Raw genomic sequence first — 22,253 nt, 5'->3', positions numbered from 1 at the left:
GCGGAGATTGCGGGGTGGGTGCCGCTCGGTTCAGTGTGGCGCAGATTTCCGTTCACATTCTGCACAATAGAGGCAAAACTTAGCGTTAGGGGAGGATCGATGCAGATCTACGACAGAACTGACGAACCGGCGCCCGCGTGCCTTTCGGACAGCAGGACTTCATCAGCGCGAGAGGCGCTGCAGCAGCTGTTCGGAGACCGGTCCGGTCGTGTCGAACAGACGAAGGTCTACTTCAGTTCACTCGCGATAGACGAGCCAGAGCTCAGGTCGGGGCTGGAGCGCCTGTTCCGGAAACGATGCGCCTTCTGCGAGCGCGAGACCGAGACACGGCCTTACCGATTCAGACCGACAGAGGAAGCGGGACCATCTTCCGCGGCTCCCAGCGCCGATGCCGACCGGAGCCACCTCTACTACACCTGGCTCGCCAACGCATGGCAGAACATCTATTCGATATGCTCCGATTGCCACCCATACGAACCGTCGATCTTCCCCATACTCGGGCGGCGCTGCGCGCTGCCGACATTCGAGGAAATCGATCAGTATGCGAACGAGCCTACAGGCACGTGGCGGGGAAGGATCATTGAGAAGCAGATGTTCCTCGATCCTTGTGCGAAGGAGGACCTTCGCAAGCACCTTGCCGTCCTCCCGGACGGTAGCATGCGGCCGCTTTCCCAGCGGGGCGGCGCCACCCTCCACCACTTCAACTTGGACCGGCCCGACTTGAGCTCCGAGCGCGCTGAATCGATGGGTCGCCTGATAGAAGGCCTGCTGCGCGAGGACGGCCCAGAACCGGACACATTCAATTTCGAGGACGGTCCCCACGGTGGGGCTCGCTTCCTTCTGCTCTACCAGATCGCGCGTAAGATCGGCGGCGGGGGGGGCGGCCGCCCCACGCTCTCGCGCTGGCGCATCGGCCGCCACTTCGAGGACCGCCTGAAGAGACCGGGCTTTCGTCGGCAGGTGGAGGCTGCGATCGACGACCTGTTCCAGAGGCCCGACCAAGACCTCGGCCAGTCCAGTACCAGCGCCCGTACTCCCATCGGAACCGCCAAGCCCGTTCGCTTCCACATCCGCAACTTCAAGGCGATTGAGGAACTCGAGGTCACGATGCCGCCAAGGCCACTCGCGCGGAGTGACCAGGAGACCGCACCCGCCGCGGCAATGGTCATCATCGGCGAGAACGCAGCTGGAAAGAGCTCGATCCTGGAAGCGATCGCGCTGGCGCTCAGCGACAGCGTTGCACGGACCGACCTGTCTCAGGAGGCGGCAAAGTTCATGCTCGACCCCAGCCTCATGGGGGCAGGCACGGCGATGGGCCAACGCGACGCGGTGGTGGCGGTCGAATACGAGGACGGCGGGTCGGCGTCTCTCAAGATCGGCGACGCGGGGATGTCGGACAATGTGGCGGCGCACGCGCGCATCCCAGTCTTCGCATACGGTGCCTTCAGGCTTTACCTCGACTCCGCGAAGGTGCCAACGGCCGCCTCCGGCATCCGCTCGCTCTTCGAGTCCAACTACGTACTTCCGAACCCAGAGAGGTGGTTGACGTCGATTCACGAGACCCCGCTGTTCAACGAGGTGGTCAGATCTCTCAGAGAGGTGCTGGCGCTGGACCAGAAATTCGATGTGCTGGAGGTCGATCCCGTGACGTCGCGGTGCACGATCGTGATGACGACTGAGCGCGCAGGTCTGCCACCGCTCCAGACCAGAACACCGCTTCGATCAGTGTCCTCAGGCTTCAGGTCAGTCCTGAGTATGGTCTGCGACGTCATGCAGCGCCTAGCGCTGTCGCAAGGACGGAGAGGCGCATCGCTCGCCAAGGCACACGCGGTCGTACTGATCGACGAGGTCGAAGCGCACCTGCACCCCCGTTGGAAGATGCGGATCATCGGCGGGCTTCGAAAGGCGCTTCCGAACGTCACCTTCATCGTGACGACTCACGATCCGCTCTGCCTGCGGGGTCTCGACGGTGGGGAGGTGACTGTGCTGAGGCGGATCCAACGCGAGGATCCCGGCCGGGGTGAACTGCCTGAGTTCGTCGAACAACTCGAGACACTGCCCGCGATTGGCGCCCTCACGATCGAGCAACTATTGACCTCGGACCTTTTCCAGCTGTTCTCGACGGACGCGCCTGAGACGGAGAGCGGGCTGGCAGCGGTTGGCGACCTGCTGGCGCGAGACCTAACGGGCGAGCGCCTTGCCATCCCGGAGGAGCAGCGCCTCCAGCAGATACGGGCTTCGATCAGGGAGCAGATCGCAAAGTCGCTCCCCATCGGCTCGACGGACGTCGAGCGCTTAGTCCAGGAGGCCGTCGAGGAGTACCTCCGCAGGCGCGAGGTCACGAGGGCGGCGGATCTTAAGAAACTGCGGGAAGACACCAGGGGCAAGATCGTCGCCGCACTGGAGCGTATCTAGGGTGCGAAGCGTCGAGCGCTCGGCGAAGCCAGCACCCGCGAGCCTGACTGGCGACAACTCGACCGGTGGGAAGGAGCTCGCGAAGGCCCGAAAGCACTACACCACTGTCCCGCTACCTAAGAAGGCTCCGTCGCCGCGCGCTTACAAAGGCGACGATGTCCGCTCAACGCTCGAGGCGCTATTTCATGGCAAGTGCGCCTATTGCGAAACGCGCTACGACGTGACAGGCCCGGTGGACATCGAGCACTTCAGGCCGAAAAAGGGCATAGACGGCGAGCCAGCGCATCTCGGCTATTGGTGGCTGGCGGCCGTGTGGACGAACCTTCTCCCCAGTTGCATCGACTGCAACCGTCGGCGGCGGCAGCCCACCCCAATCGCAGTAGCCAGCCTCACTGCGGCGCTCGAGGCGTCGCGCAATGCGTTCAAGACGATCCACACCGGTAAGGAGACGTGCTTCCCCGTCGCCGGCACGCGCGTGATAACGGAGCCCGCACCGGCCGATGCCGCCACCGCGCTAGCGGCCGAGGATGCGCTCCTGCTGGATCCGTGCGTAGACAGTCCGGCGAAGCACCTCCGCTATTACATCGATCGCGACCGACCGCTCGGACTGGTGTTCGCGGCCGCGGCGGGAGCGGAGTTCGACGATGCTCTGCCACTCCTGTCTGCCAGTACTCGCGACGTCGAGGCGCACGCGCGGGCCGCCGGCATTAGCGCGAGGGGTGCCGTGTCGATCCAGGTCTACGGCCTAAATCGCTTAGCGCTGGTGCAGGAGCGCACGCGGATCCTAAGGCGGCTCGAGTTCATGGCCGACATGGTGGTCAGCCTGTCATCGACCGCGGATCAACTCGAGGCCATCGCGGCAGCGCCCGCCGACGCGGACAAGCTCGCATTGGCTGTCGTGAAGCTCCGCGAGGTGGTCGCCCGCACCCTCGCCGAGATCAAGTCAATGGCTGAGCCGGCCGCGCCATTTTCCGCCATGGTCTCGGCTTGGCTAGAGGATTTCCGGCGAGAACTCGCCGCCTGAGGCTTTCGGCACTTCTCCACCGGATCGGTCGCACGAGGCCTCAAATCGGTGCAGCCGCAGCGGCACCTCTCAAGGTGTCCAATACTGAACTAAGAACATGATTCCACGAGAAACGATGAAGTTGACCGACTATAGCGCGAACGCGACGTGGCAGTTCGTCACGACGTCCGACTCGCGCTGCAAACAGTATCTTCCAGACCGCTAGTTCTGGCGCGGAACGCCGACACAGGGAGCCACCCGGATGACCGATCCAACCCGTGAGTTCTTTCGTCGGCTCAACCATGAGGAGCGGCTCCTGGCCGCGGAGGTGGCGACGGACAAGCTTGGCATGGTGCTCAGGATTGCAATCAACGAACTGGACCTTGACTTCGAGAACATCGCGGCTCCCGGCCTGCCAGAATACCCGGATCGCGAGCGCTCCTACCTGATGCGCATCGGCGCGCTACGCGTCATCGGCTTGGCGCTTCAGTCTCACGACCGGTTCGACGCCCCGACGCTGACGTTCCGAAGGGATCTGACCTACTCACTGCCCGTTCTCGGCCTCATCGCGCGGGCGGCCACGATCGAACACGGACGGCGCGTCGCGCAGAGCATCATCGCGAAGGGCGGCAGAATCGAGCACTTGAGCAGCCGCTTCCGGATCATCCTTCCGGAACGTCTCGTCGACCTCGAACTCCATGAAAGGGAACTCGACCGATTTTACCGTGGACAAGAACGGACTCTGTTCGCCGACCGCTACGATACCGTCGTCGGCTCGAAGGTGGGCAAGGAGATTAAGCGCCTTCTCGGTGAACTCGTCTACCCGTTCCGCGAGCACTTCATCGGATACGAGGCGCATCCCACGCTGGACGACTACTATTTTGGTCTCGCCTACAGTGAGGCGCTTCTCGCAAAGGGTTACGACACCTTCCACTTCTCTACAATTTTCGGCGGCGCGACGTTCGCTCACTACCGACTCGCCGCGACCTTCATCGTCTCGATCGGAATGAAGCACCGGGCCTACGTTACAGCTTTGATGGCCAAAAGGCCTTCTATTCGAATCGAAGACGTCCTCACGGTGTCAGTGGAGACAGCCGGGTTCCTCGAGGGCCTACAGAACTTTATCAACGATTTCGGCGCCCGGTTCACCGGCCACGTCGAGATCGACGAGAGTACCACCATGGCTGTCTTTGAGACGCTATCGGTGAGCCGGCGCAGCCTGGGCATGCTCGAGCGTCCTGGCGCGCCAATACCCCCCCTAATCCAATGCTCCGACGACCACGTGATTAGGCCCCTGGCAGGATCCCACGCGGACGAGGTCATGGTGTTTCTCCTAAACTCGCTTCAGCAGCGATACCCGAGGGAATACGACCGGGCTCAAGCGGCGCGCGAGGGGGTCATGCAACGGGCGGTCGAGTCAGTGCTCAGCGGCGTGATCCCCCGGCTCGAGTTCCGCGGCAACATCAAGCTGAGGCGGGCGGGCAAGGTGATGACCGACCTCGACCTCGTAATCTTCGAGCCGCATGCAGACCGGGTGGTCCTTGTTCAACTGAAGCACCAGGACCCCTATGGCGCCGACCTAGCTACTATGCTCGCGCGCACGGCAAGGCTCAATGAGCAGGTATCAGGATGGCTCGGAAAGGTGAAGGACTGGCTCGGTGACGCCGACACGGCTGAGGTCCGCGCGACGCTGAGGCTACCGCCGTCGAACGAGCGGCCCCGGGCCAGCCTGCTAGTGCTCACGCGCCACTACGCTCACTCGCTCAGGACCGTCGTCCGTGACGTCGACACTATTTTCGCGAACTGGAACCAACTCGTCGCCGCGACTGCCCTGGTGAGGGAGGCCCGGATCGAAACGCCTGTCATCGACGACCTATTGCAGGCGCTCCGCAAACTCAGCACGCCGGAGGTCGAGGATTTTCTGCCGGAGCCGCCCACCATGTGGGCCGTCGGCGGGCTGCGCTTCACGATAGAGCAGGAAGGACACGGGCGCGAGGTTCTGGAGTCATAACCGTGCCCGACGGATTGAAGATCTCGGCCGCCGCGCGCCGGTGTCTTGAGGAAGAAAACGCCCGTAGAGTTCAATGATCATATCAGGCGTGTCAACGGCGCATTCGTGGAGTGACGTCGGCTTCCGGGATTACCTTCCGGACGGCGAATGGCTGAGATGGGCCCGATACGAGCCTTCTCTGGTTCTCAAATGGGCGCATGAGTTGCGCGGAATCTGAGGCAACCGATGGCATCCGCGCTATGTGGCGAAGCAGCGATCACAATCGGGGCAACAAGCTTCCTTTGATCAGGGGAGGAGCACTCGTGCGCCTGCGGCTGGCGATTTTCAGATGCGCAATTTGCTTCCCTGTTCTATATCCGTTCTGGAGGATGAGGTCGAGTTGCTCCATGCCGCGTTGGGGCATGAAATCCTCCAGCTGCTTGGAGAATGAGGCGATGAGCGACGAACGGGCAACTCTGATAGGCGGCTCGTTAAGAGTCGCGGCCTACGTCCGAGTGTCCACGTCACGTCAGGCGGGTCACCAAATTAGCATCCACGAGCAGTCGTCTCGGATCGCCCAGTGGTGCGCCATCCACGGCGCCGATCTCGCCCGAACCTATGTCGAGCCCGGGGCTTCGGCGCTCACTGACAAGAGACCGGTCTTCCAACACATGATCGCCGACTGTTTGGCCAAGCCAAAACGTTTTGACGTGATCCTCATCTACAACTTTTCCCGGTTCTTCCGCGACGCGCATGGATTTGAGTCATATTTCCGCCGGCTTGAGGATGCCGGTGTGCGGATTGTGTCCGCGACGCAGGATGTGGGTGAGGGTCCCCAGGCGAAGCTGCTCCGCGGCATCCTCACGACCTTCGATGAATTCTCCTCGGCCACGAACGCAGAAACGGTGAAGGGAGTCATGCACGGCAACGCTAAGGCGGGGTACTGGAATGGATCCCGGCCGCCCTTCGGTTATCGAACCTACGTCGCCGAACGGATGCTGAAGAAGGACAAGAAGAAGCTTGAGCCGGATCCGATCGAAGCTCCCATCGTGAAGCTCATCTTCGACCTCTACCTCGGACGCATCACCGGGAAGACGATGGGGGTGAAGGCCATTGCCACCCATCTGAAGAACAAAGGCATCCTGATGCGGAACGTGGCGCCGCGCACCGGCACTATTTACGAGATCCTCAAGCGGACGACCTACTCTGGAACCCATTATTACAACCGGAGCGACAGCAGGAAGCGCGTTGCGCGACCTCAGTCCGAATGGGTCGCCGTCGAGGTGCCGCCCATCGTTTCCGTCGAGGACTTCGCCACGGTCCAGCAACTTCTAACCCAACGGAGCCCGCGAGTCGTCGCGCCCAGAACCGTGAATTCTCCCACGCTGCTCGCCGGGATCGCCAAATGCGGACACGACGGTTGCGGGTCGGGCATGATCCTCGAGAGCGCTAAACGAGGAAAATACCGATACCTGCTCTGCGATAAGAAGAAGACGCAGGCGAGGTCCGCCTGCGGATCGCGCCTGGTCTCTATGCCGGCTGTCGACGAGGGCGTCATACGCGCCTTGGAGGACAGGATCCTCGAACCCGCTCGTCTGCGCGAGTTGCTGCGGGCGCTTCTGGATCGATCGGATGCCTCGGCCGCTGAACGTCGTCAGGAACTGAAGGTTCTCAAAGCCGAGAAGACGAGGATCAACGCTGCCATCGACAACCTCCTGGAGGCTCTCGAAAGCGGTGAGATCAAGGCTAATCACCCCGTCTTCACAAGCCGCATGGCGAAGCACAACGCCCGTCTTGAGGTTATCGAGCAGGATATCCGTCGGCTGGAGACGGCGCTGAAAGCACCGACGCACAAAATCACAGCCCAGGCTTTGGAGAAGTTTGCGGCTCTCGTGCGGACAAAGCTTCGTGATCCCGATCCCGTCGTCCGGCGCGGTTACGTCCAAATGCTGGTCGACGAGGTCGTCATCGACCGTGACCTCATCACGATCCGCGGCAGCAAGCTCGCGCTGGAGCATGCCCTGACGGCGGAAGGAGCTCCCAAAACGGGAGTTCCAACTTTTGTTCGGGAATGGCGCACCCGAGAGGATTCGAACCTCTGGCCTCTGCCTTCGGAGGGCAGCGCTCTATCCAGCTGAGCTACGGGTGCGTTGAGAGCCGCGATTAGAGGGCTTTGCCTTCGCCTGCAAGGCGGCTTCGCCGGGTGGCGCGGTCTTGGGGCGGTAGCGGCAGATATCGGCGATGACGCAGCGCCAGCATTCGGGCTTCCGCGCCTTGCAGACATAGCGACCGTGCAGGATCAGCAGATGGTGCGCGTCGCGCCGGTAAGGCGGGGGGGTCACCTTGTCGAGCTTGAGCTCCACCTCCAGCACGTTCTTGCCCGGGGCGAGGCCGGTGCGGTTGGAGACGCGGAAGATGTGGGTGTCGACGGCGAAAGTCTCGTGCCCGAACGCGGTGTTCATCACGACGTTCGCCGTCTTGCGGCCGACGCCGGGCAGCTTCTGAAGGGCGTCGCGGTCCTCGGGAATCTCCCCGCGATGCTCCTCCACCAGAATCCGCGAGAGCGCGATGACGTTCTTCGCCTTGGTGTTGAACAGGCCGATCGTCCTGATGTGCCGCTTGAGGCCCTCTTCGCCGAGAGCGAGCATCGCCCCAGGGCCCTGCACTGTCCTGAACAGCTCCCGCGTCGCGATGTTGACGCCGGCGTCGGTCGCCTGGGCCGACAGCACCACCGCCACCAGCAGGGTATAGGTGTTCACATATTCGAGCTCGGTCTCGGGATTGGGGATGCGATCGGCGAGGCGCCGGTAGAGCTCCGCGACTTCGGCTGCCTTCATTGCCTCACCCGCCCACCCTGAGCTTGTCGAAGGGCTGTCCTGCCTTCCGGCGCAAGGAGAAAAACAGGGCTTCGACAAGCTCAGCCTGAGCGGAAACTGGGGTCATCAAAGTCCCAAAACATCGTTCATCGTGTAGCGCGCCGGGGGCTTGCCCGCGAGCCAGAGGGCGGCGCGGATCGCACCCTGGGCGAAGATGGAGCGGCTTTCGGCGCGGTGGCCGAGCTCGATCCGCTCGCCTTCGCCGGCGAAGACCACCTGATGGTCGCCGGCCACCGACCCGCCGCGAAGAGAGGCGAAGCCGATGCGGCCGGGCTCGCGTTCGCCCATGCCGTCGCGGCCGCGATCGGCGACGGCATCGAGGTCGACCCCGCGGCCTTCGGCGGCGGCCTTGCCGAGCAGAAGCCCGGTGCCCGACGGCGCATCCTTCTTGTGGCGGTGGTGCATCTCGACGATCTCGATGTCCCAATCCTCGCCGAGCCGCGCCGCCGTTTCGCGGACGAGATGGGCGAGAAGGTTGACGCCGAGCGACGTGTTCGCCGCTTGCAGAACGGCTGTCCGCATGGCCGCGTCGTCGATCATCCGCTGGTGCTCGGCGGTAAGCCCGGTGGTCCCGATCACGATCGGCTTTCCCGCCGCGACGGCCTCGCCGAGATGCTTCTCCAGCGCGTCGGGGGCCGAAAAGTCGATGAAGACGTCGGGCGCGTCGTCGACGATTGCGGCATCGGGACGCACTTCCAGTGCGCCGGCGATCGCCCGCCCCATTCGCCCGCTTGCTCCCAAAAGCCCTATGCGGAGCATGGGGCCCGCACGCCAATGTTCCCAATGTTCACGGTCACCATGTCAAACCCTACATTCCTGTTCAGCAGTCGAGCCAAGGGCGGGCGTATTGAACGGCAATCAAGGAGTGGCCCTCTATCTGACATCGCAGCGTGCATGGCAGGCAGCTTGGCGGAAAATCCGCATGTAGGAAAATGAAAATCGCGCGCGTGCTGGATAGCAGAAGCGATTGCTGAGCTGCATGTCTGGGTTCGACCAAAGCTGACTCTAGCGTTTACGCGTCAGGCTGTTCGGACTTCGATTTGAACGCAAGGACAAGCGCGGTGGCGATGCAGAGCACGAAGCCGAGAACGATTGCGACATTGGCAAGCGACACAAGCATGGAGGTTCTCCGTTGTCGGCTGTGTCCTTACCTGAGCTAGAGTCAGCTTTCCACCCATTCCCGACATTCCAGCCCTCGGCTAAGGAGCCGTATGCGGGACATCCGGAACATCGTCATCCTCACCGGCGCGGGCATCTCGGCCGAAAGCGGCGTCGCCACTTTCCGAGGACCGGATGGACTGTGGGAGGGGCATCGGGTCGAGGATGTGGCGACGCCCGAGGCGTTCGCGCGCGATCCGGCTTTGGTCCAGGCCTTTTATGACGCGCGGCGGGCGAAGCTGGGAACGGTTGAGCCGAACGCCGCCCACAAGGCGCTGGCGCGGCTCGACGCGGAATGGCCGGGCGAGCTTTTGATCGTCACGCAGAATGTCGACGACCTGCACGAGCGGGCAGGGGCTCGCCGGGTGCTGCATATGCACGGCGAGCTCAAATCCGCCTGGTGCCTCGCCTGCGACGGGCGGATCGCATGGGAGCAGACGCTGGCGGACGGGCCCAGCTGCGTCGCCTGCGGGGAGAGCGGGCTGCTGCGCCCGGACATCGTCTGGTTCGGCGAGATGCCGTACCGAATGGACGAGATCGACGCGGCGTTGAGGGAGGCGGACCTGTTCGTTTCGATCGGCACGTCGGGCGCCGTCTATCCCGCCGCCGGCTTCGTCCAGACCGTCCGCTATCTCGGCGCCCGCACCCTGGAGATGAACCTGGAGCCCAGCCAGGGCAGCCTGTTCTTCGACGAAAGCCGCATTGGGCGAGCGGGGGATTTGGTCCCGGCGTGGGTTGAGGAGGTGTTGTCCTAAGGCGTCATCAGCTAAGGCTGAATCCAAGCGGCGGCGGCGACATGAAGACAGTCTGGATCCCAGCCTTCGCTGGGATGACGAAGGATTACTCCACCCAGTCCAATCCGATCTCCCGGTAGAGCCCCCGGTCCTCCTCCCAGTCCGGCTTGACCTTGACGTGGAGGAAGAGGTGGACCTTGCGCCCCAGGAGCTGGGTCAACTCCTCGCGCGCGGCGGTGCCGATCTGCTTCAGGCGCGCGCCGCCTTTGCCCAGGACGATGGCGCGCTGGGTGGGGCGGCCGACGAGGATCTGCTGGTGGATGGCGACCGAGCCGTCCTTGCGCTCTTCATATTTCTCGGTCTCGACCGCGCTCGCATAAGGAAGCTCGGCGTGGAGCTGGTGGTAGAGCTGCTCGCGCGTGACTTCGGCGGCGAGCATGCGGTCGGTGGCGTCGGAGACCTGGTCCTCGGGAAAATGCCAGGGGCCTTCAGGCATCCGCGCGGCCAGCGCCGACTTGAGGCCGGCGAGGCCGTCGCCGGTGGTGGCGGAGACCATGAAGATCGTCTCGGGGCTCAGCGCGGCGTCGAGCCGGGTGGCGAGCTCGAGCAGTGGCTCCTTGGGCGTGACGTCGACCTTGTTGAGGATCACCACCTTGGGCTCGCGGCGTTCGGCGAGGCTCTGGACCAGCGCCTCGGTCTTGCGGGTGAGGCCGGCCTTGGCGTCGATCACCAGCGCGATGAGATCGGCGTCCGAGGTGCCGCCCCAGGCCGCGGAGACCATCGCCCGGTCGAGCCGGCGGCGCGCCTCGAATATGCCGGGCGTGTCGACCAGCAGGAGCTGGGACTCGCCCTCGATGGCGACGCCCATCAGGCGGACGCGTGTGGTCTGCGCCTTCGGGCTGACGATCGCGACCTTCTGGCCGACTAGCGCATTGACCAGGGTCGACTTGCCCGCATTGGGCGCGCCGACCACGGCGATGAGGCCGCATTTTGAACTTTCCTCAACCATCCGATTCCCCGCTTAGCCTGAGCTTGTCGAAGGCCTGCTTTTCTTCCGTCTTGTTACGCGCCAGCCTGCTTATCTCGTCCCAATCGCCGCGTATCAGCGCAAGTTTCTTTGCTCTGCTCCACCCCTTGAGTTTCCGCTCCGCCGTTTGGGCTTCGTAGCGGGTGGGGAAGCTTTCCGACCAAACCAGTTTCACGGGCAGGTAATCGCGGGTGAAGCCCGGGAGTGTTCCGGTTTCGTGCTGTGCGATGCGGCGATCGAGATCATCGGTGTGGCCAACGTGAAAACGCCCTGCGTTGCAATGGAGCATGTAGGTCCAGAATGTCATTGTTGTTCGTTCGTGAAAGAAGGGCAGGCCTTCGACAAGCTCAGGCTAAGCGGGGGGCGGAAATCGGCGCACCTTTTGCTCACGTCAGTTTCTCCAGCAAGGCCTTGGCCGCCGCGGTTTCGGCTTCCTGTTTGGAGAGGCCTTCGGCGCTCGCGGTGCCGACATTGGCGATTTCGACCGCGACCATGAAGCGCGGGGCGTGGTGGGGGCCGGAGCGGCCGGTGAGCTGGTAGACGGGCGGGCGCCGGTCGTGCGCGGCGGCCCATTCCTGGAGCGCCGATTTGGGGTGCTGGGGCGCCTTGTCGCGGAGGCTGACGCGCTCGCCCCAGGCGCGGCGGACGAAGGCGGTGGCGGCCTCCAGTCCTTCCTCCAGATAGAGGGCGCCGATCAGCGCCTCGACGATGTCGCCCAGCACGTTGTCGCTGTCGGCGGCGCCGTCGTCGCGGGCCTGCTTGCCGAGGATCGCCTGCCCGCCGACGCCCATCTCGCGCGCCACTTCGGCACAGACCTCGCCGGAGACGAGCGCGTTGAAGCGGCGGGAGAGCTTGCCCTCGGGCTCGCCCGGGAACAATTCGTAAAGCCAGGTCGCCATGACGAGGCCGAGGACGCGGTCGCCGAGAAACTCGATCCGTTCATAATGTTCGTCACCACGGCTGGAATGGGTGAGCGCGCGGGTGAACAAAGCGGCGTCCTTCGGTTCGTGCCCCAAGGCATCGGCGATCCAGCGCAGGATATTCTCCGGGGCGCTCACCTCAATAGGTCTCCCCGATCCGGTCCCACCGCGCCGCCGAGACCCAGGTCCAGGGCTTCAGCCACTCGGCCGAGCCGTCGGTGGAGAAGAAGACGATCAGCGCTTCGCCGATCAGATAATCGGCGGGGAGAAAGCCTACCCCCTCCTCGGCGAGCGAGAAGCGGCTGTCCAGGCTGTCGTCGCGATTGTCGCCCATCATGAAATAATGGCCCTCGGGCACGACCTGGACCGGCGTCTCGTCGGCGACGCCCTCCATCTGGTCGAGAATATAGTGGGAGCGGCCATTCGGGAGCGTCTCGCGATAACGGTCGAAGGCGCAGAAACGGCTGCCATGTTCGTCCGTCACGATCCGCGCCATCGCCGGATCGACCGTGCGGCAGGGGCTGTTCGGCGTGACCGGCATCCGCCAGTCGGCGACGCGGACGCGAGGAACCTCCTCGCCGTTGAGCCAGAGCGCGCCGCCCCTCATCTGAACCGTGTCGCCCGGAAGGCCGATCACCCTTTTGACATAATCGTCGTCGCCTCCGCCGGGATAGCGGAAGACGGCGATGTCGCCGCGCTCCGGCGCATCGCCCAGGATGCGGCCGTCGAAGCCGCCGATCCCGAACGGCAGGCTGAAGCGCGAATAGCCATAGGGCCATTTGGCGACGAACAGATAATCGCCGATCATCATCGTCGGCAGCATCGACCCGGAGGGAATGCTGAACGGGGCGACGATGAAGCTCCTCAGCATCAGCGCGAAGAGGAAGAGGAGGAGGAGGAAGCGGGTGGTCTCCTTCAGGCCTTCCTTTTTACGGGCGGGGGGAGCCGCGCTGTCGGCGGGCTTCATGGTTTCGCTGCTCTCCATTCGGGCTGCTTTCGCTTGAGGCGCGGGAACGGTCAAGCAATCAGACAATGATCCTTCATCCCGCGTAGCTCGATGGTTCGAGCGCGGCCTAGGCACTGGCGGTTCCCGCTCCTAGATAGGCGCGGACGGACCAGGGAGTGAAGTGGATGAAAGATGCGTGGGCGGACGTGGAAAAGGCCGAAACCCAGCCGCTCACCGCCCTGTTCAAATCCGAACCCGGCCGGCTCGCCCGCCTCGGCATCGAGGAAGCCGGTATCCGCTTCGATTTCTCGAAGACGCACCTGAGCGACGGGCTCCTTTCGGCGTTCGAACGCCTCGCCGAGCAGCGCGATCTCGCCGGCGCCCGCGACGCACTCTTCTCCGGCAAGCAAGTCAACGTCACCGAGGGGCGGGCGGCCGAGCATAGCGCGGAGCGCGGGCAGGGGGCGCCGGAGAGCGTCGCCCGCGCCCGAGGCTTCCACGCGCGGATGCGGGCGCTGATCGACGCGATCGAAGCGGAGGCGTTCGGCCCCATTCGCCACATCCTTCATATTGGCATAGGCGGGTCGGCGCTCGGCCCCGATTTCCTGATCGACGCGCTTGGCCGCGACAGCGATCGTTACGAGACGGCGGTCGTCTCCAACGTGGACGGCGCCGCGCTGGAGGAGGCGATCGGCCGCTTCGATCCGATGACGACCTTGCTGGTCATCGCGTCCAAGACGTTCACCACCAGCGAGACGATGCTCAACGCGCAGTCGGCGCTCTTGTGGATGGAGCAGGGCGGCGTCGCCGATCCCTATGGCCGCGTCATCGCGCTCACTGCCAGCCCGGACCAGGCGATCGAGTTCGGCATCGACGAGACCCGCATCCTGCCCTTCGCCGAGACGGTGGGCGGGCGCTATTCCTTATGGTCCTCGATCGGATTTCCGGTCGCGCTGGCGCTTGGCTGGCAGGCGTTCGAGGAGTTGCTCGAAGGCGCGGCGACGATGGACCGCCATTTCCGCCTGGCGCCGCTCACCGATAACGCGCCGGTGCTGGCCGCGTTCGTGGACCGTTACTACGCCAACATCCGCGCAGCCCAGACGCGGGCCGTGTTCGCTTATGACGAAAGGCTGCGGCTGCTGCCCTCCTATCTCCAGCAGCTCGAGATGGAATCGAACGGCAAGAGCGTCACCGTGGATGGCGAGCCGGTCGGCCGCGCGACCTCGCCGATCGTGTGGGGCGGCGTCGGCACCGATGCGCAACATGCCGTGTTCCAGCTGCTCCACCAGGGCACGCACCTCGTCCCCGTCGAGTTCATCGCCGCGATCGAGCCGGAGCATGACCTCGCTTTCGATCATCACCGGCAATTGCTCATCAACTGCTTCGCGCAAGGCGCGGCCTTAATGGCGGGGAAGGAGGCGGACGATCCGGCACGCAGCTATCCCGGCGACCGGCCCTCGACGACGATCCTGCTCGACCGCGTCGACCCGGCGACACTGGGCGCGCTCATCGCCTTTTACGAGCACCGCGTCTTCGTGAACGCGGTTCTGCTCGGCATCAATCCTTTTGACCAGTTCGGCGTCGAGCTGGGCAAGCAGATCGCCAAGGCGATCGACGGCGACGACGGTTTCGATTTCGATCCGTCGACCAAGGCACTGATCGAACGGGCTCTGGGAGCGGCTAACTAATGCCGTCACCCCAGCGAAAGCTGGGGTCCAGACGGACTTAGCAGGGATTCCAGCTTCCGCTGGAATGACGGAAGGTAGAAAATGGCAAAATACGACTATGACCTCTTCGTCATCGGCGCGGGCTCCGGCGGCGTGCGCGCTTCCCGGGTCGCGGCGGCGCATGGCGCGAAGGTGGCCATCGCCGAGGAGCATAAGGTCGGCGGCACCTGCGTCATTCGCGGCTGCGTGCCCAAGAAGCTGCTCGTCTACGGCGCCCATTTCGCCGAGGATTTGGCGGATGCCCGCCGCTTTGGCTGGGAGGTGCCGGAAACACGCTTCAACTGGGCGACTCTGCGCGACAATGTGCTGACCGAGGTGACGCGCCTGGAAGGGCTCTACAGCGAGAATCTGGAACGCCACGAGGTCGAGATCATCAAGCAGCGGGCGACCGTCGCCGGGCCGCACGAGATCGCGCTTGCCGACGGCCGGACCGTCACCGCCGGCAGGATATTGGTCGCCACCGGCGCAACGCCCGTCGTGCCCGACTTCCCTGGAGCCGAGCACGGCATCACGTCCAACGAGGTGTTCCACCTGGATGCGCTGCCCAAGCGCATCGTCATCGCCGGCGGCGGTTATATCGCCAACGAATTCGCCGGCATCTTCCATGAATTCGGAAGCAAGGTGACGATGGTGAACCGGTCCGACATCATCCTGCGCGGATATGAGGAGGCGCTGCGCGACCGCCTGCTCCAGATTTCGATCACCAAGGGCATCGACTTCAAGTTCAACGCCGCCTTCGAGAAGATCGAGAAGGCGGAGGACGGCACGCTCACCGCTTATCTGACCGGCTGCGATCCGATCGAGGCGGATGCGGTACTGTTCGCCATCGGACGAAGGCCGAACACCGACGGGCTGGGGCTCGAAAATGCGGGCGTCCGGATCGACGACAAGGGCGCGGTGGTCGTCGATGCGGACAATATGTCGAGCTGCGACAGCATCCATGCGGTCGGCGACGTGACCAATCGCGTTCAGCTGACTCCGGTGGCGATCCGCGAAGGGCAGGCCTTCGCCGACACCATCTTCGGCGACAATCCGACGCGCGTCGATTACGAAAATATCCCGTCGGCCGTGTTCAGCCATCCGCCACTTGCGGGGGTCGGCCTCACCGAAGGCCAGGCGCGGGACCGGCTGGGGACGGTGAAAACCTACACGTCGGACTTCCGGTCGATGAAGAATGTGCTGGCCGGGCGCAACGAGCGCTCGCTCTACAAATTGGTGGTGGACGGGACGACGGACGAGGTGGTCGGCCTCCACATGATCGGCCCCGACGCGCCGGAAATCCTCCAGGCCGCCGCCATCGCGGTGAAGGCGAAACTCAAGAAGGCCGATTTCGACGCCGTGGTCGCGCTGCATCCGACGATGGCGGAGGAACTGGTGCTGATGCGGTAGGGGAGGGTGGACCTCACCCGTCATTCCAGCGAAAGCTGGAATCTCCCTCTCTTCGCGGGAGAGGGTGATAAGGAAGTAAGATCCCAGCTTTCGCTGGGATGACGAGGAGCGGGATCGTGCCATCTGACGGTTACATGAGCGGCTTCGGAAGCCATTTCGCCACCGAGGCCGCGCCGGGCGCGCTGCCCGTGGGCCGCAACTCGCCGCAGAAGCCGCCCTTCGGCCTCTATGCCGAGCAACTGTCCGGCACCGCCTTCACCGCGCCCCGCCATGAGAATCGCCGTGCCTGGCTCTATCGGATGCGGCCGAGCGCGGAGCATCCGCCCTACAGGCGCTATGAGGGCGCAAAGCTCTTCGCCCCCGGCAATCCGGAGGCGCCTCTGGCGCCCAATCGCCTGCGCTGGGATCCGCTTTCCATGCCGGAGGGGCCGACCGACCTCATCGACGGCATGGTGACCATGGTCGCCAACCGCGATCCGGCTTCGCTAGAAGGCGTCGCCGTCCACATCTACCGCGCCAACCGCGACATGGAGGATCGCTTCTTCGTCGACGCCGACGGCGAACTGCTCTTCATCCCGCAACAAGGCCGGCTGGCTTTGCTGACCGAACTCGGCCGCATCGACATCGCGCCGGGCGAGGTCGCGCTCGTGCCGCGCGGCGTCCGCTTCCGCGCTTTGCTGCCGGAAGGAGAAGCGAGGGGCTATGTCGCCGAGAATCACGGCAGCCTGTTTCGCTTGCCCGATCTGGGTCCGATCGGCTCCAACGGTCTCGCCAATGCGCGCGATTTCGAGACGCCGGTCGCGGCCTATGAGGACCGCGAGGGCGCGTTCGAGCTGGTCCAGAAATACCTGGGCTCGCTCTGGACGACCACGCTCGATCACAGCCCGCTCGACGTCGTGGCCTGGCACGGCAATCTCGCACCGTGGAAATACGACCTCAATCGCTTCAACACGATCGGCACGGTCAGCTTCGACCACCCCGATCCGTCGATCTTCACCGTGCTCACCTCGCCGTCGGACGTGCCCGGCCGCGCCAATGCCGATTTCGTCATCTTCCCGCCGCGCTGGATGGTGGCGGAGGACACGTTCCGCCCGCCCTGGTTCCACCGCAACGTGATGAGCGAGTGCATGGGCCTTATCCACGGCGCCTACGACGCCAAGGCCGAAGGTTTCGCGCCGGGCGGCATGTCCCTGCACAACCTGATGTCCGGCCACGGCCCCGATGTGGCCAGCTGGAAAGGCGCGAGCGAGGCGGAATTGAAGCCGCACAAGATCGAGGGCACCTTGGCCTTCATGGTCGAGAGCTGCTGGCCGTTTCGGCCTACGGAGTTCGCGCTGGAGTGCGAGCAGATGCAGCTCGACTATGACGAAGCCTGGGGCGGATTTCCGAAGGCGCGAGTGCCGTAAAGTCCTCCCTGTCGCCGCAGGCGATGGGGAGGGGGACCACACGAAGTGTGGTGGAGGGGTAGCTGCACTGACCGCTGGCTGTTCGCGCGCGATCCTCCAAACCCGGTGCTCTTACCCCTCCACCATGCTTCGCATGGTCCCCCTCCCCATGAGCTCCGCTCACAGGGAGGATCGTCGCCCCTCGACTTCGCTCGGGACGAGCGGCTAGGAGCAGGCGAGATCAGGAGACCCGCACCCATGAAGACCCGCGCCGCAATTGCCTTCGAAGCCAGGAAGCCGCTCGAGATCGTCGAGCTCGATCTGGAGGGGCCGAAGGCGGGCGAGGTCCTCGTCGAGATCATGGCGACGGGCATCTGTCATACCGACGCCTACACGCTCGACGGCTTCGACAGCGAAGGCATCTTCCCCTCGATCCTCGGCCACGAGGGCGCCGGCATCGTTCGGGAAGTCGGCACTGGCGTCGCCAGCGTAAAGCCGGGCGATCACGTCATCCCGCTCTACACGCCCGAGTGCCGCCAGTGTAAATCCTGCCTCTCGGGCAAGACCAACCTCTGCACCGCGATCCGCGCCACCCAGGGCAAGGGCCTGATGCCCGACGGCACCAGCCGGTTCAGCTACAAGGGTCAGACCATCTACCATTATATGGGCTGCTCGACCTTCTCGAACTTCACCGTGCTGCCCGAGATCGCCGTGGCGAAAATCCGCGAGGATGCGCCGTTCCAGTCGAGCTGTTATATCGGCTGCGGCGTCACCACGGGCGTGGGGGCGGTGGTGAACACGGCCAAGGTGGAGCCGGGCGCCAATGTCGTCGTGTTCGGCCTCGGCGGCATCGGCCTCAACGTGATCCAGGGCGCGAAGATGGTCGGCGCCGACAGGATCATCGGCGTCGACATCAATCCCGACCGCGAGGAATGGGGCCGCCAATTCGGCATGACCGACTTCCTCAACAGCAAGGGCCTGTCGCGCGAGGAGACCGTCGCCAGGATCGTCGAGCTGACCGATGGCGGCGCCGACTATAGTTTCGACGCGACCGGCAACACCGAAGTGATGCGGACCGCGCTCGAATGCTGCCATCGCGGCTGGGGCGAGAGCGTCATCATCGGCGTCGCCGAAGCCGGCAAGGAGATCGCCACCCGGCCGTTCCAGCTCGTCACGGGCCGCGTCTGGAAGGGCACGGCGTTCGGCGGCGCCAGGGGGCGGACCGATGTGCCGAAGATCGTCGACTGGTACATGAACGGCAAGATCGCCATCGACCCGATGATCACCCACGTGCTGACGCTGGAAGAGATCAACAAGGGCTTCGACCTGATGCACGCCGGCGAGAGCATCCGCTCGGTGGTTGTCTACTGAGAGGCGGAAGAGAATCGTTCGGGCTGAGCTTGTCGAAGCCCTCCACTTCCAAGGAAAGACGGCCCTTCGACAGGCTCAGGGGCGAACGGAGTTGATGATGACCTTGGAGACCGTTTCGACCAACCGCAGCCACGGCGGCATCCAGGGCGTCTACCGCCACCCATCCCGCGAGACCGGCACGGACATGACCTTCTCGGTCTTCGTGCCGCCCCAGGCCGAGGCGGGGGAGAAGAGGCCGGTGGTCTGGTATCTCTCCGGCCTCACCTGCACCCACGCCAACGTCACCGAGAAGGGCGAATATCGCCGCGCCTGCGCGGAGCTGGGGCTGATCTTCGTGGCGCCGGACACGTCTCCGCGCGGCGACGACGTGCCGGACGACGAGGGCTATGATTTCGGCAAGGGCGCGGGCTTCTACGTGGATGCGACCGAGGCGCCCTGGTCGAAGCACTTCCGCATGGAGAGCTATGTCGCGCGCGAGCTGCCCGAACTGATCGCCGCGCATTTCCCGGCCGACATGGCGCGCCAGGCGATCACCGGCCATTCGATGGGCGGTCATGGCGCGCTCACCCTCGCCTTGAAGAATCCCGGTCGCTTCAAGTCCGTCTCCGCCTTCGCGCCGATCGTCGCGCCGGCGCGGGTGCCTTGGGGAGAGAAGGCGCTGACCGGGTATCTGGGCTCCGACCGCGCGGCCTGGCGCCGCTATGACGCCGCCGCGCTGATCGAGGACGGCGCGCGCGTGCCCGACATACTCGTCGATCAAGGCACTGCCGACAATTTCCTGGCCGAACAGCTAAGGCCCGAGCTCCTCGCCGAGGCCTGCGACAAGGCCGGCATCCCCCTCATCCTGCGGGTGCGGGAAGGCTACGACCACAGCTATTATTTCATCTCCACCTTCATGGAGGATCATCTGCGCTGGCACGCGGAGCGATTGGCGCGGTAGGCCGATCAGATGATCGGGTGCCGCTCCCAATTGGGGGCATCGACCCGTTTGGCGATGCCGCGGTGCATGTCCTTCACCGTGTCGCTGGCGGTGTGGACGAACAGGAACGGGAAGACCGCGTGGATCAGGCAGGCGATGCCGCTGCCGACCAGCCGCAGCCCCGAAACCCCGGCATGGGCGAGATGCTCGCCATAGCTTTCGCCGACCTCGCGCGGATGATGGGTGAACGGATTGTGCGCCATTTTTTGCCTGCTCTGTCGTGGTAATCGCGCAAGGCCTCTTGCCCGCGCCGTCGTAACGATCCCATAGCGGAAAGCCGTCCTTCTATCCAGAGAAAGCCATCTACGATGTTCGATCGGTTCGCAGAACCCCTCGCCGATCCGCTGCACGCGGTCATGGCCCGGTTCCGGTCGGACCCGCGCCCAGACAAGGTCGATCTCGGGGTCGGCGTCTATCGCGACGAGACCGGCCATTCGCCGATCATGCGGGCGGTGAAGGAAGCGGAAGGGGCTGTTCTCGCGCAGGAGGACAGCAAGGCCTATCAGGCGCTCCACGGCGACGACCGCTTCGTCGGCGGGATGACGGAACTGGTCTTCGGACGCGGCCATCCCGCTCTCGACCGGCTAGCCGCCATCCAGGGCACCGGCGGCACAGGCGCACTCCGGATCGCGCTCGATGCCGCCTTCGCCGCCCATCCGGCGACGCGGATGCATCTCGGCCTGCCGAGCTGGCCCAACCACGCCACGCTCGCCGGCGCCGCCGGGATGGAGCTTGTCACCCATCGCTATTTCGACTTCGACCGGCAGGCGATCAACCTCGAGGCCGTCACCGAGGCCGCGGAGAGCGTTCAGGCCGGCGACCTCTTCGTGTTCCACGGCCCCTGCCACAACCCCACCGGCGCGGACCTGTCGCGTGACGATCGGCGCTCCCTCTTCGCGGCGCTGGTCGAGCGCGGCGCGGTGCCGATCATCGATGCCGCTTATTACGGATTGGGCGACGGTCTCGAAGCGGATCTCGAAATCATCCGCGAAGCCGCGGCCACACTTCCGCGCGCGCTCATCGCCGTCTCCTGCTCCAAGGCGTTCGGCCTCTATCGCGAGCGGGTCGGCATCCTCTTCGCGCTGTGCGTCGATTCGGGCGAGCGCGACCGTGTCCAGGGCCAGATGGAGCGCATCAGCCGCTCGCTCGTGTCCATGCCGCCTGCTCATGGCGCCGCCACCGTCGCGCAGGTCCTCGCCGACGAACGCCTGCGCGCTTCGTGGGAGGATGAGCTGGCGGCGATGCGCCGGCGCCTTCTGGGCCTTCGCGACGAGCTTGGCGCCTTCGCGTCCGAAGTCTCGATGCTCCGCCATATCCAGTCGCAGCGCGGCATCTTCTCGATGCTGCCGCTCACCGAGGAGCAGACCGTGACCCTCGGCCGCGACCACGCCATCCACATGCCCCAATCCGGCCGGATCAACATCGCCGGGCTCAAGACCGGCGACGCGGAGCGGCTGGCGGTCGCCCTCTCCGCGGTGACGCGCTAGAACATTCCTACAAGCACGAGGTGAATATGAAACTCGATGGTTCAATATCGGCGGTGGTGACCGGCGCGGCGTCGGGCCTTGGCGAGGCCACCGCGCGGGCGCTGGCGGCAAAGGGCGTGAAGGTCGCTTTGTTCGATCGCGACGTGGAGAAAGGCGAGAGAGTCGCGGCCGACATCGGCGGCATCTTCTGCGAGACCGACGTCACGTCGAACGAGGCAGTGGACGCCGCCTTCGCCAAAGCGCGCGAGGCCCACGGCCAGGAGCGGATCTGCGTCAATTGCGCGGGCGTCGCCAACGCCGTGAAGACGGTCGGGCGCGACAAGGAGACCAAGGCGGTCAAGCGCTACCCGATCCACCAGTTCGAGCTCGCCATCCAGATCAACCTGATCGGCACGTTCCGCGTTCTCGCCGCCTCCGCCGCCGGCATGGCCGACCTGGAGCCTATGGAGGATGGCGAGAAGGGCCTCATCATCAACACCGCGAGCGTCGCGGCGCAGGACGGGCAGATCGGCCAGGCCGCTTATTCCGCGTCCAAGGCCGGCGTGCTCGGCATGGCGCTTCCCATCGCCCGCGACCTGATGAACGAGGGCATCCGGGTCAACACCATCCTGCCCGGCGTGTTCGAGACGCCGATGGTGGCGATGATGCCGCAGAATGTGAAGGACGCGCTGGGCGCGCAGGTGCCTTTCCCCAAAAGGCTGGGCCAGGCTGAAGAATATGCGCGACTGGCCGTATTCATGGCGGAGAACGTCTATCTCAACGGCGAATATGTGCGGCTCGACGGCGCCATCCGAATGACCCCGCGCTAGGGCGGCGTCCACCATGCTGAACCAGGAGGTTGGAGAT

18 protein-coding genes, 1 tRNA gene and 1 pseudogene are annotated in these 22,253 nt (G+C 64.7%); 12 read left to right on the top strand and 8 right to left on the bottom strand.

What is annotated here, in order from left to right:
• Positions 1 to 99: 99 nt before the first annotated feature.
• The 4 genes and pseudogenes from ACFQRC_RS04360 to ACFQRC_RS04345 form a co-directional block, all read left to right on the top strand.
• Positions 100 to 2,415 (top strand): AAA family ATPase, encoded by a 2,316-nt coding sequence (locus ACFQRC_RS04360; protein WP_379958156.1) that lies wholly within the window; start codon positions 100 to 102, stop codon positions 2,413 to 2,415.
• A gap of 1 nt (position 2,416) precedes the next feature.
• Positions 2,417 to 3,439 carry a hypothetical protein gene (locus tag ACFQRC_RS04355; protein ID WP_379958153.1) on the top strand — a complete coding sequence of 341 codons (1,023 nt, stop codon included), beginning with the start codon at positions 2,417 to 2,419 and terminating at the stop codon, positions 3,437 to 3,439.
• A gap of 241 nt (positions 3,440 to 3,680) precedes the next feature.
• Positions 3,681 to 5,429 carry a hypothetical protein gene (locus tag ACFQRC_RS04350; RefSeq protein ID WP_379958150.1) on the top strand — a complete coding sequence of 583 codons (1,749 nt, stop codon included), beginning with the start codon at positions 3,681 to 3,683 and terminating at the stop codon, positions 5,427 to 5,429.
• 197 nt (positions 5,430 to 5,626) lie between these two features.
• Positions 5,627 to 6,916: pseudogene (locus tag ACFQRC_RS04345) on the top strand (recombinase family protein); the annotation flags it as partial.
• 564 nt (positions 6,917 to 7,480) lie between these two features.
• Here ACFQRC_RS04345 and ACFQRC_RS04340 read toward each other — a convergent pair.
• From ACFQRC_RS04340 to dapB, 3 genes are all read right to left on the bottom strand, one after another.
• A tRNA-Arg gene (locus ACFQRC_RS04340) sits at positions 7,481 to 7,557 on the bottom strand.
• Positions 7,535 to 8,245 carry an endonuclease III gene (gene nth / locus ACFQRC_RS04335; RefSeq protein ID WP_379958148.1) on the bottom strand — a complete coding sequence of 237 codons (711 nt, stop codon included), beginning with the start codon at positions 8,243 to 8,245 and terminating at the stop codon, positions 7,535 to 7,537. Before nth ends, ACFQRC_RS04340 begins: the two co-directional genes overlap by 23 nt.
• Positions 8,246 to 8,350: 105 nt before the next feature.
• Entirely contained in the window at positions 8,351 to 9,007 is a 657-nt protein-coding gene (dapB, locus tag ACFQRC_RS04330; protein WP_379958145.1) for a 4-hydroxy-tetrahydrodipicolinate reductase, read from the bottom strand.
• A 488-nt stretch (positions 9,008 to 9,495) separates the two neighbouring features.
• Here dapB and ACFQRC_RS04325 point away from each other — a divergent pair, with 488 nt between their 5' ends.
• Positions 9,496 to 10,197: an NAD-dependent deacylase gene (locus ACFQRC_RS04325; RefSeq protein ID WP_379958142.1), complete on the top strand. Its 702-nt coding sequence runs from the start codon at positions 9,496 to 9,498 to the stop codon at positions 10,195 to 10,197.
• Positions 10,198 to 10,282: 85 nt separating this feature from the next.
• Here ACFQRC_RS04325 and era read toward each other — a convergent pair whose 3' ends face one another.
• The 4 genes from era to lepB form a co-directional block, all read right to left on the bottom strand.
• Entirely contained in the window at positions 10,283 to 11,185 is a 903-nt protein-coding gene (gene era / locus ACFQRC_RS04320; protein WP_379958140.1) for a GTPase Era, read from the bottom strand.
• Positions 11,178 to 11,510 carry a GIY-YIG nuclease family protein gene (locus tag ACFQRC_RS04315; RefSeq protein WP_379958137.1) on the bottom strand — a complete coding sequence of 111 codons (333 nt, stop codon included), beginning with the start codon at positions 11,508 to 11,510 and terminating at the stop codon, positions 11,178 to 11,180. The genes era and ACFQRC_RS04315 overlap by 8 nt, the downstream gene beginning before the upstream one ends.
• 79 nt (positions 11,511 to 11,589) lie before the next feature.
• Positions 11,590 to 12,261, bottom strand: coding sequence for a ribonuclease III (rnc, locus tag ACFQRC_RS04310; protein WP_379958134.1), 672 nt, complete (start codon positions 12,259 to 12,261; stop codon positions 11,590 to 11,592).
• 1 nt (position 12,262) lies between these two features.
• On the bottom strand, positions 12,263 to 13,108 hold the full coding sequence (gene lepB, locus ACFQRC_RS04305; RefSeq protein WP_379958131.1) for a signal peptidase I: 846 nt from the start codon (positions 13,106 to 13,108) through the stop codon (positions 12,263 to 12,265).
• 146 nt (positions 13,109 to 13,254) lie between these two features.
• Here lepB and pgi point away from each other — a divergent pair, with 146 nt between their 5' ends.
• The 5 genes from pgi to fghA all read left to right on the top strand — a co-directional run bounded on the left by pgi (position 13,255) and on the right by fghA (position 19,881).
• Positions 13,255 to 14,757 (top strand): glucose-6-phosphate isomerase, encoded by a 1,503-nt coding sequence (pgi, locus tag ACFQRC_RS04300; protein WP_379958129.1) that lies wholly within the window; start codon positions 13,255 to 13,257, stop codon positions 14,755 to 14,757.
• A gap of 81 nt (positions 14,758 to 14,838) precedes the next feature.
• Positions 14,839 to 16,185: a glutathione-disulfide reductase gene (gene gorA / locus ACFQRC_RS04295; protein WP_379958127.1), complete on the top strand. Its 1,347-nt coding sequence runs from the start codon at positions 14,839 to 14,841 to the stop codon at positions 16,183 to 16,185.
• Between the two features lie 98 nt (positions 16,186 to 16,283).
• On the top strand, positions 16,284 to 17,591 hold the full coding sequence (hmgA, locus tag ACFQRC_RS04290) for a homogentisate 1,2-dioxygenase (RefSeq protein ID WP_379958125.1): 1,308 nt from the start codon (positions 16,284 to 16,286) through the stop codon (positions 17,589 to 17,591).
• A 237-nt stretch (positions 17,592 to 17,828) separates the two neighbouring features.
• Positions 17,829 to 18,941, top strand: a complete 1,113-nt coding sequence (locus ACFQRC_RS04285) for an S-(hydroxymethyl)glutathione dehydrogenase/class III alcohol dehydrogenase (RefSeq protein WP_379958122.1) — start codon at positions 17,829 to 17,831, stop codon at positions 18,939 to 18,941.
• A 97-nt stretch (positions 18,942 to 19,038) separates the two neighbouring features.
• A complete protein-coding gene (gene fghA, locus ACFQRC_RS04280) occupies positions 19,039 to 19,881 on the top strand; it encodes an S-formylglutathione hydrolase (RefSeq protein ID WP_379958120.1) in 843 nt (280 codons plus the stop codon).
• A gap of 5 nt (positions 19,882 to 19,886) precedes the next feature.
• On the opposite strand, the gene ACFQRC_RS04275 is transcribed toward fghA, so the two are convergent.
• Complete coding sequence (locus ACFQRC_RS04275) at positions 19,887 to 20,123, bottom strand: DUF6356 family protein (RefSeq protein ID WP_379958118.1); 237 nt, start codon at positions 20,121 to 20,123, stop codon at positions 19,887 to 19,889.
• Positions 20,124 to 20,228: 105 nt separating this feature from the next.
• Between ACFQRC_RS04275 and ACFQRC_RS04270 the strand changes: the two genes are divergently transcribed.
• Together ACFQRC_RS04270 and ACFQRC_RS04265 are read left to right on the top strand one after the other, a co-directional pair.
• Positions 20,229 to 21,407, top strand: coding sequence for an aromatic amino acid transaminase (locus ACFQRC_RS04270; protein ID WP_379958115.1), 1,179 nt, complete (start codon positions 20,229 to 20,231; stop codon positions 21,405 to 21,407).
• A 26-nt stretch (positions 21,408 to 21,433) separates the two neighbouring features.
• On the top strand, positions 21,434 to 22,216 hold the full coding sequence (locus tag ACFQRC_RS04265) for an SDR family NAD(P)-dependent oxidoreductase (RefSeq protein ID WP_379958112.1): 783 nt from the start codon (positions 21,434 to 21,436) through the stop codon (positions 22,214 to 22,216).
• Positions 22,217 to 22,253: the final 37 nt, after the last annotated feature.

Origin of the sequence: Enterovirga sp. GCM10030262 (genome assembly GCF_042666435.1) — a bacterium.
Taxonomy (GTDB): domain Bacteria; phylum Pseudomonadota; class Alphaproteobacteria; order Sphingomonadales; family Sphingomonadaceae; genus Allosphingosinicella.
This window is presented reverse-complemented; position numbering and strand designations above follow the sequence as displayed.

What these genes read in the sequence shown, in the direction of transcription:
- ACFQRC_RS04360 (WP_379958156.1), top strand. Translation starts at nt 100, where the DNA reads ATGCAGATCTACGACAGAACTGACGAACCGGCGCCCGCGTGCCTTTCG.
- ACFQRC_RS04350 (WP_379958150.1), top strand. Translation starts at nt 3,681, where the DNA reads ATGACCGATCCAACCCGTGAGTTCTTTCGTCGGCTCAACCATGAGGAG.
- nth (WP_379958148.1), bottom strand. Translation starts at nt 8,245, where the DNA reads ATGAAGGCAGCCGAAGTCGCGGAGCTCTACCGGCGCCTCGCCGATCGC.
- dapB (WP_379958145.1), bottom strand. Translation starts at nt 9,007, where the DNA reads ATGGGGCGGGCGATCGCCGGCGCACTGGAAGTGCGTCCCGATGCCGCA.
- ACFQRC_RS04325 (WP_379958142.1), top strand. Translation starts at nt 9,496, where the DNA reads ATGCGGGACATCCGGAACATCGTCATCCTCACCGGCGCGGGCATCTCG.
- era (WP_379958140.1), bottom strand. Translation starts at nt 11,185, where the DNA reads ATGGTTGAGGAAAGTTCAAAATGCGGCCTCATCGCCGTGGTCGGCGCG.
- ACFQRC_RS04315 (WP_379958137.1), bottom strand. Translation starts at nt 11,510, where the DNA reads ATGACATTCTGGACCTACATGCTCCATTGCAACGCAGGGCGTTTTCAC.
- lepB (WP_379958131.1), bottom strand. Translation starts at nt 13,108, where the DNA reads ATGGAGAGCAGCGAAACCATGAAGCCCGCCGACAGCGCGGCTCCCCCC.
- pgi (WP_379958129.1), top strand. Translation starts at nt 13,255, where the DNA reads ATGAAAGATGCGTGGGCGGACGTGGAAAAGGCCGAAACCCAGCCGCTC.
- gorA (WP_379958127.1), top strand. Translation starts at nt 14,839, where the DNA reads ATGGCAAAATACGACTATGACCTCTTCGTCATCGGCGCGGGCTCCGGC.
- hmgA (WP_379958125.1), top strand. Translation starts at nt 16,284, where the DNA reads ATGACGAGGAGCGGGATCGTGCCATCTGACGGTTACATGAGCGGCTTC.
- ACFQRC_RS04285 (WP_379958122.1), top strand. Translation starts at nt 17,829, where the DNA reads ATGAAGACCCGCGCCGCAATTGCCTTCGAAGCCAGGAAGCCGCTCGAG.
- fghA (WP_379958120.1), top strand. Translation starts at nt 19,039, where the DNA reads ATGACCTTGGAGACCGTTTCGACCAACCGCAGCCACGGCGGCATCCAG.
- ACFQRC_RS04275 (WP_379958118.1), bottom strand. Translation starts at nt 20,123, where the DNA reads ATGGCGCACAATCCGTTCACCCATCATCCGCGCGAGGTCGGCGAAAGC.
- ACFQRC_RS04270 (WP_379958115.1), top strand. Translation starts at nt 20,229, where the DNA reads ATGTTCGATCGGTTCGCAGAACCCCTCGCCGATCCGCTGCACGCGGTC.
- ACFQRC_RS04265 (WP_379958112.1), top strand. Translation starts at nt 21,434, where the DNA reads ATGAAACTCGATGGTTCAATATCGGCGGTGGTGACCGGCGCGGCGTCG.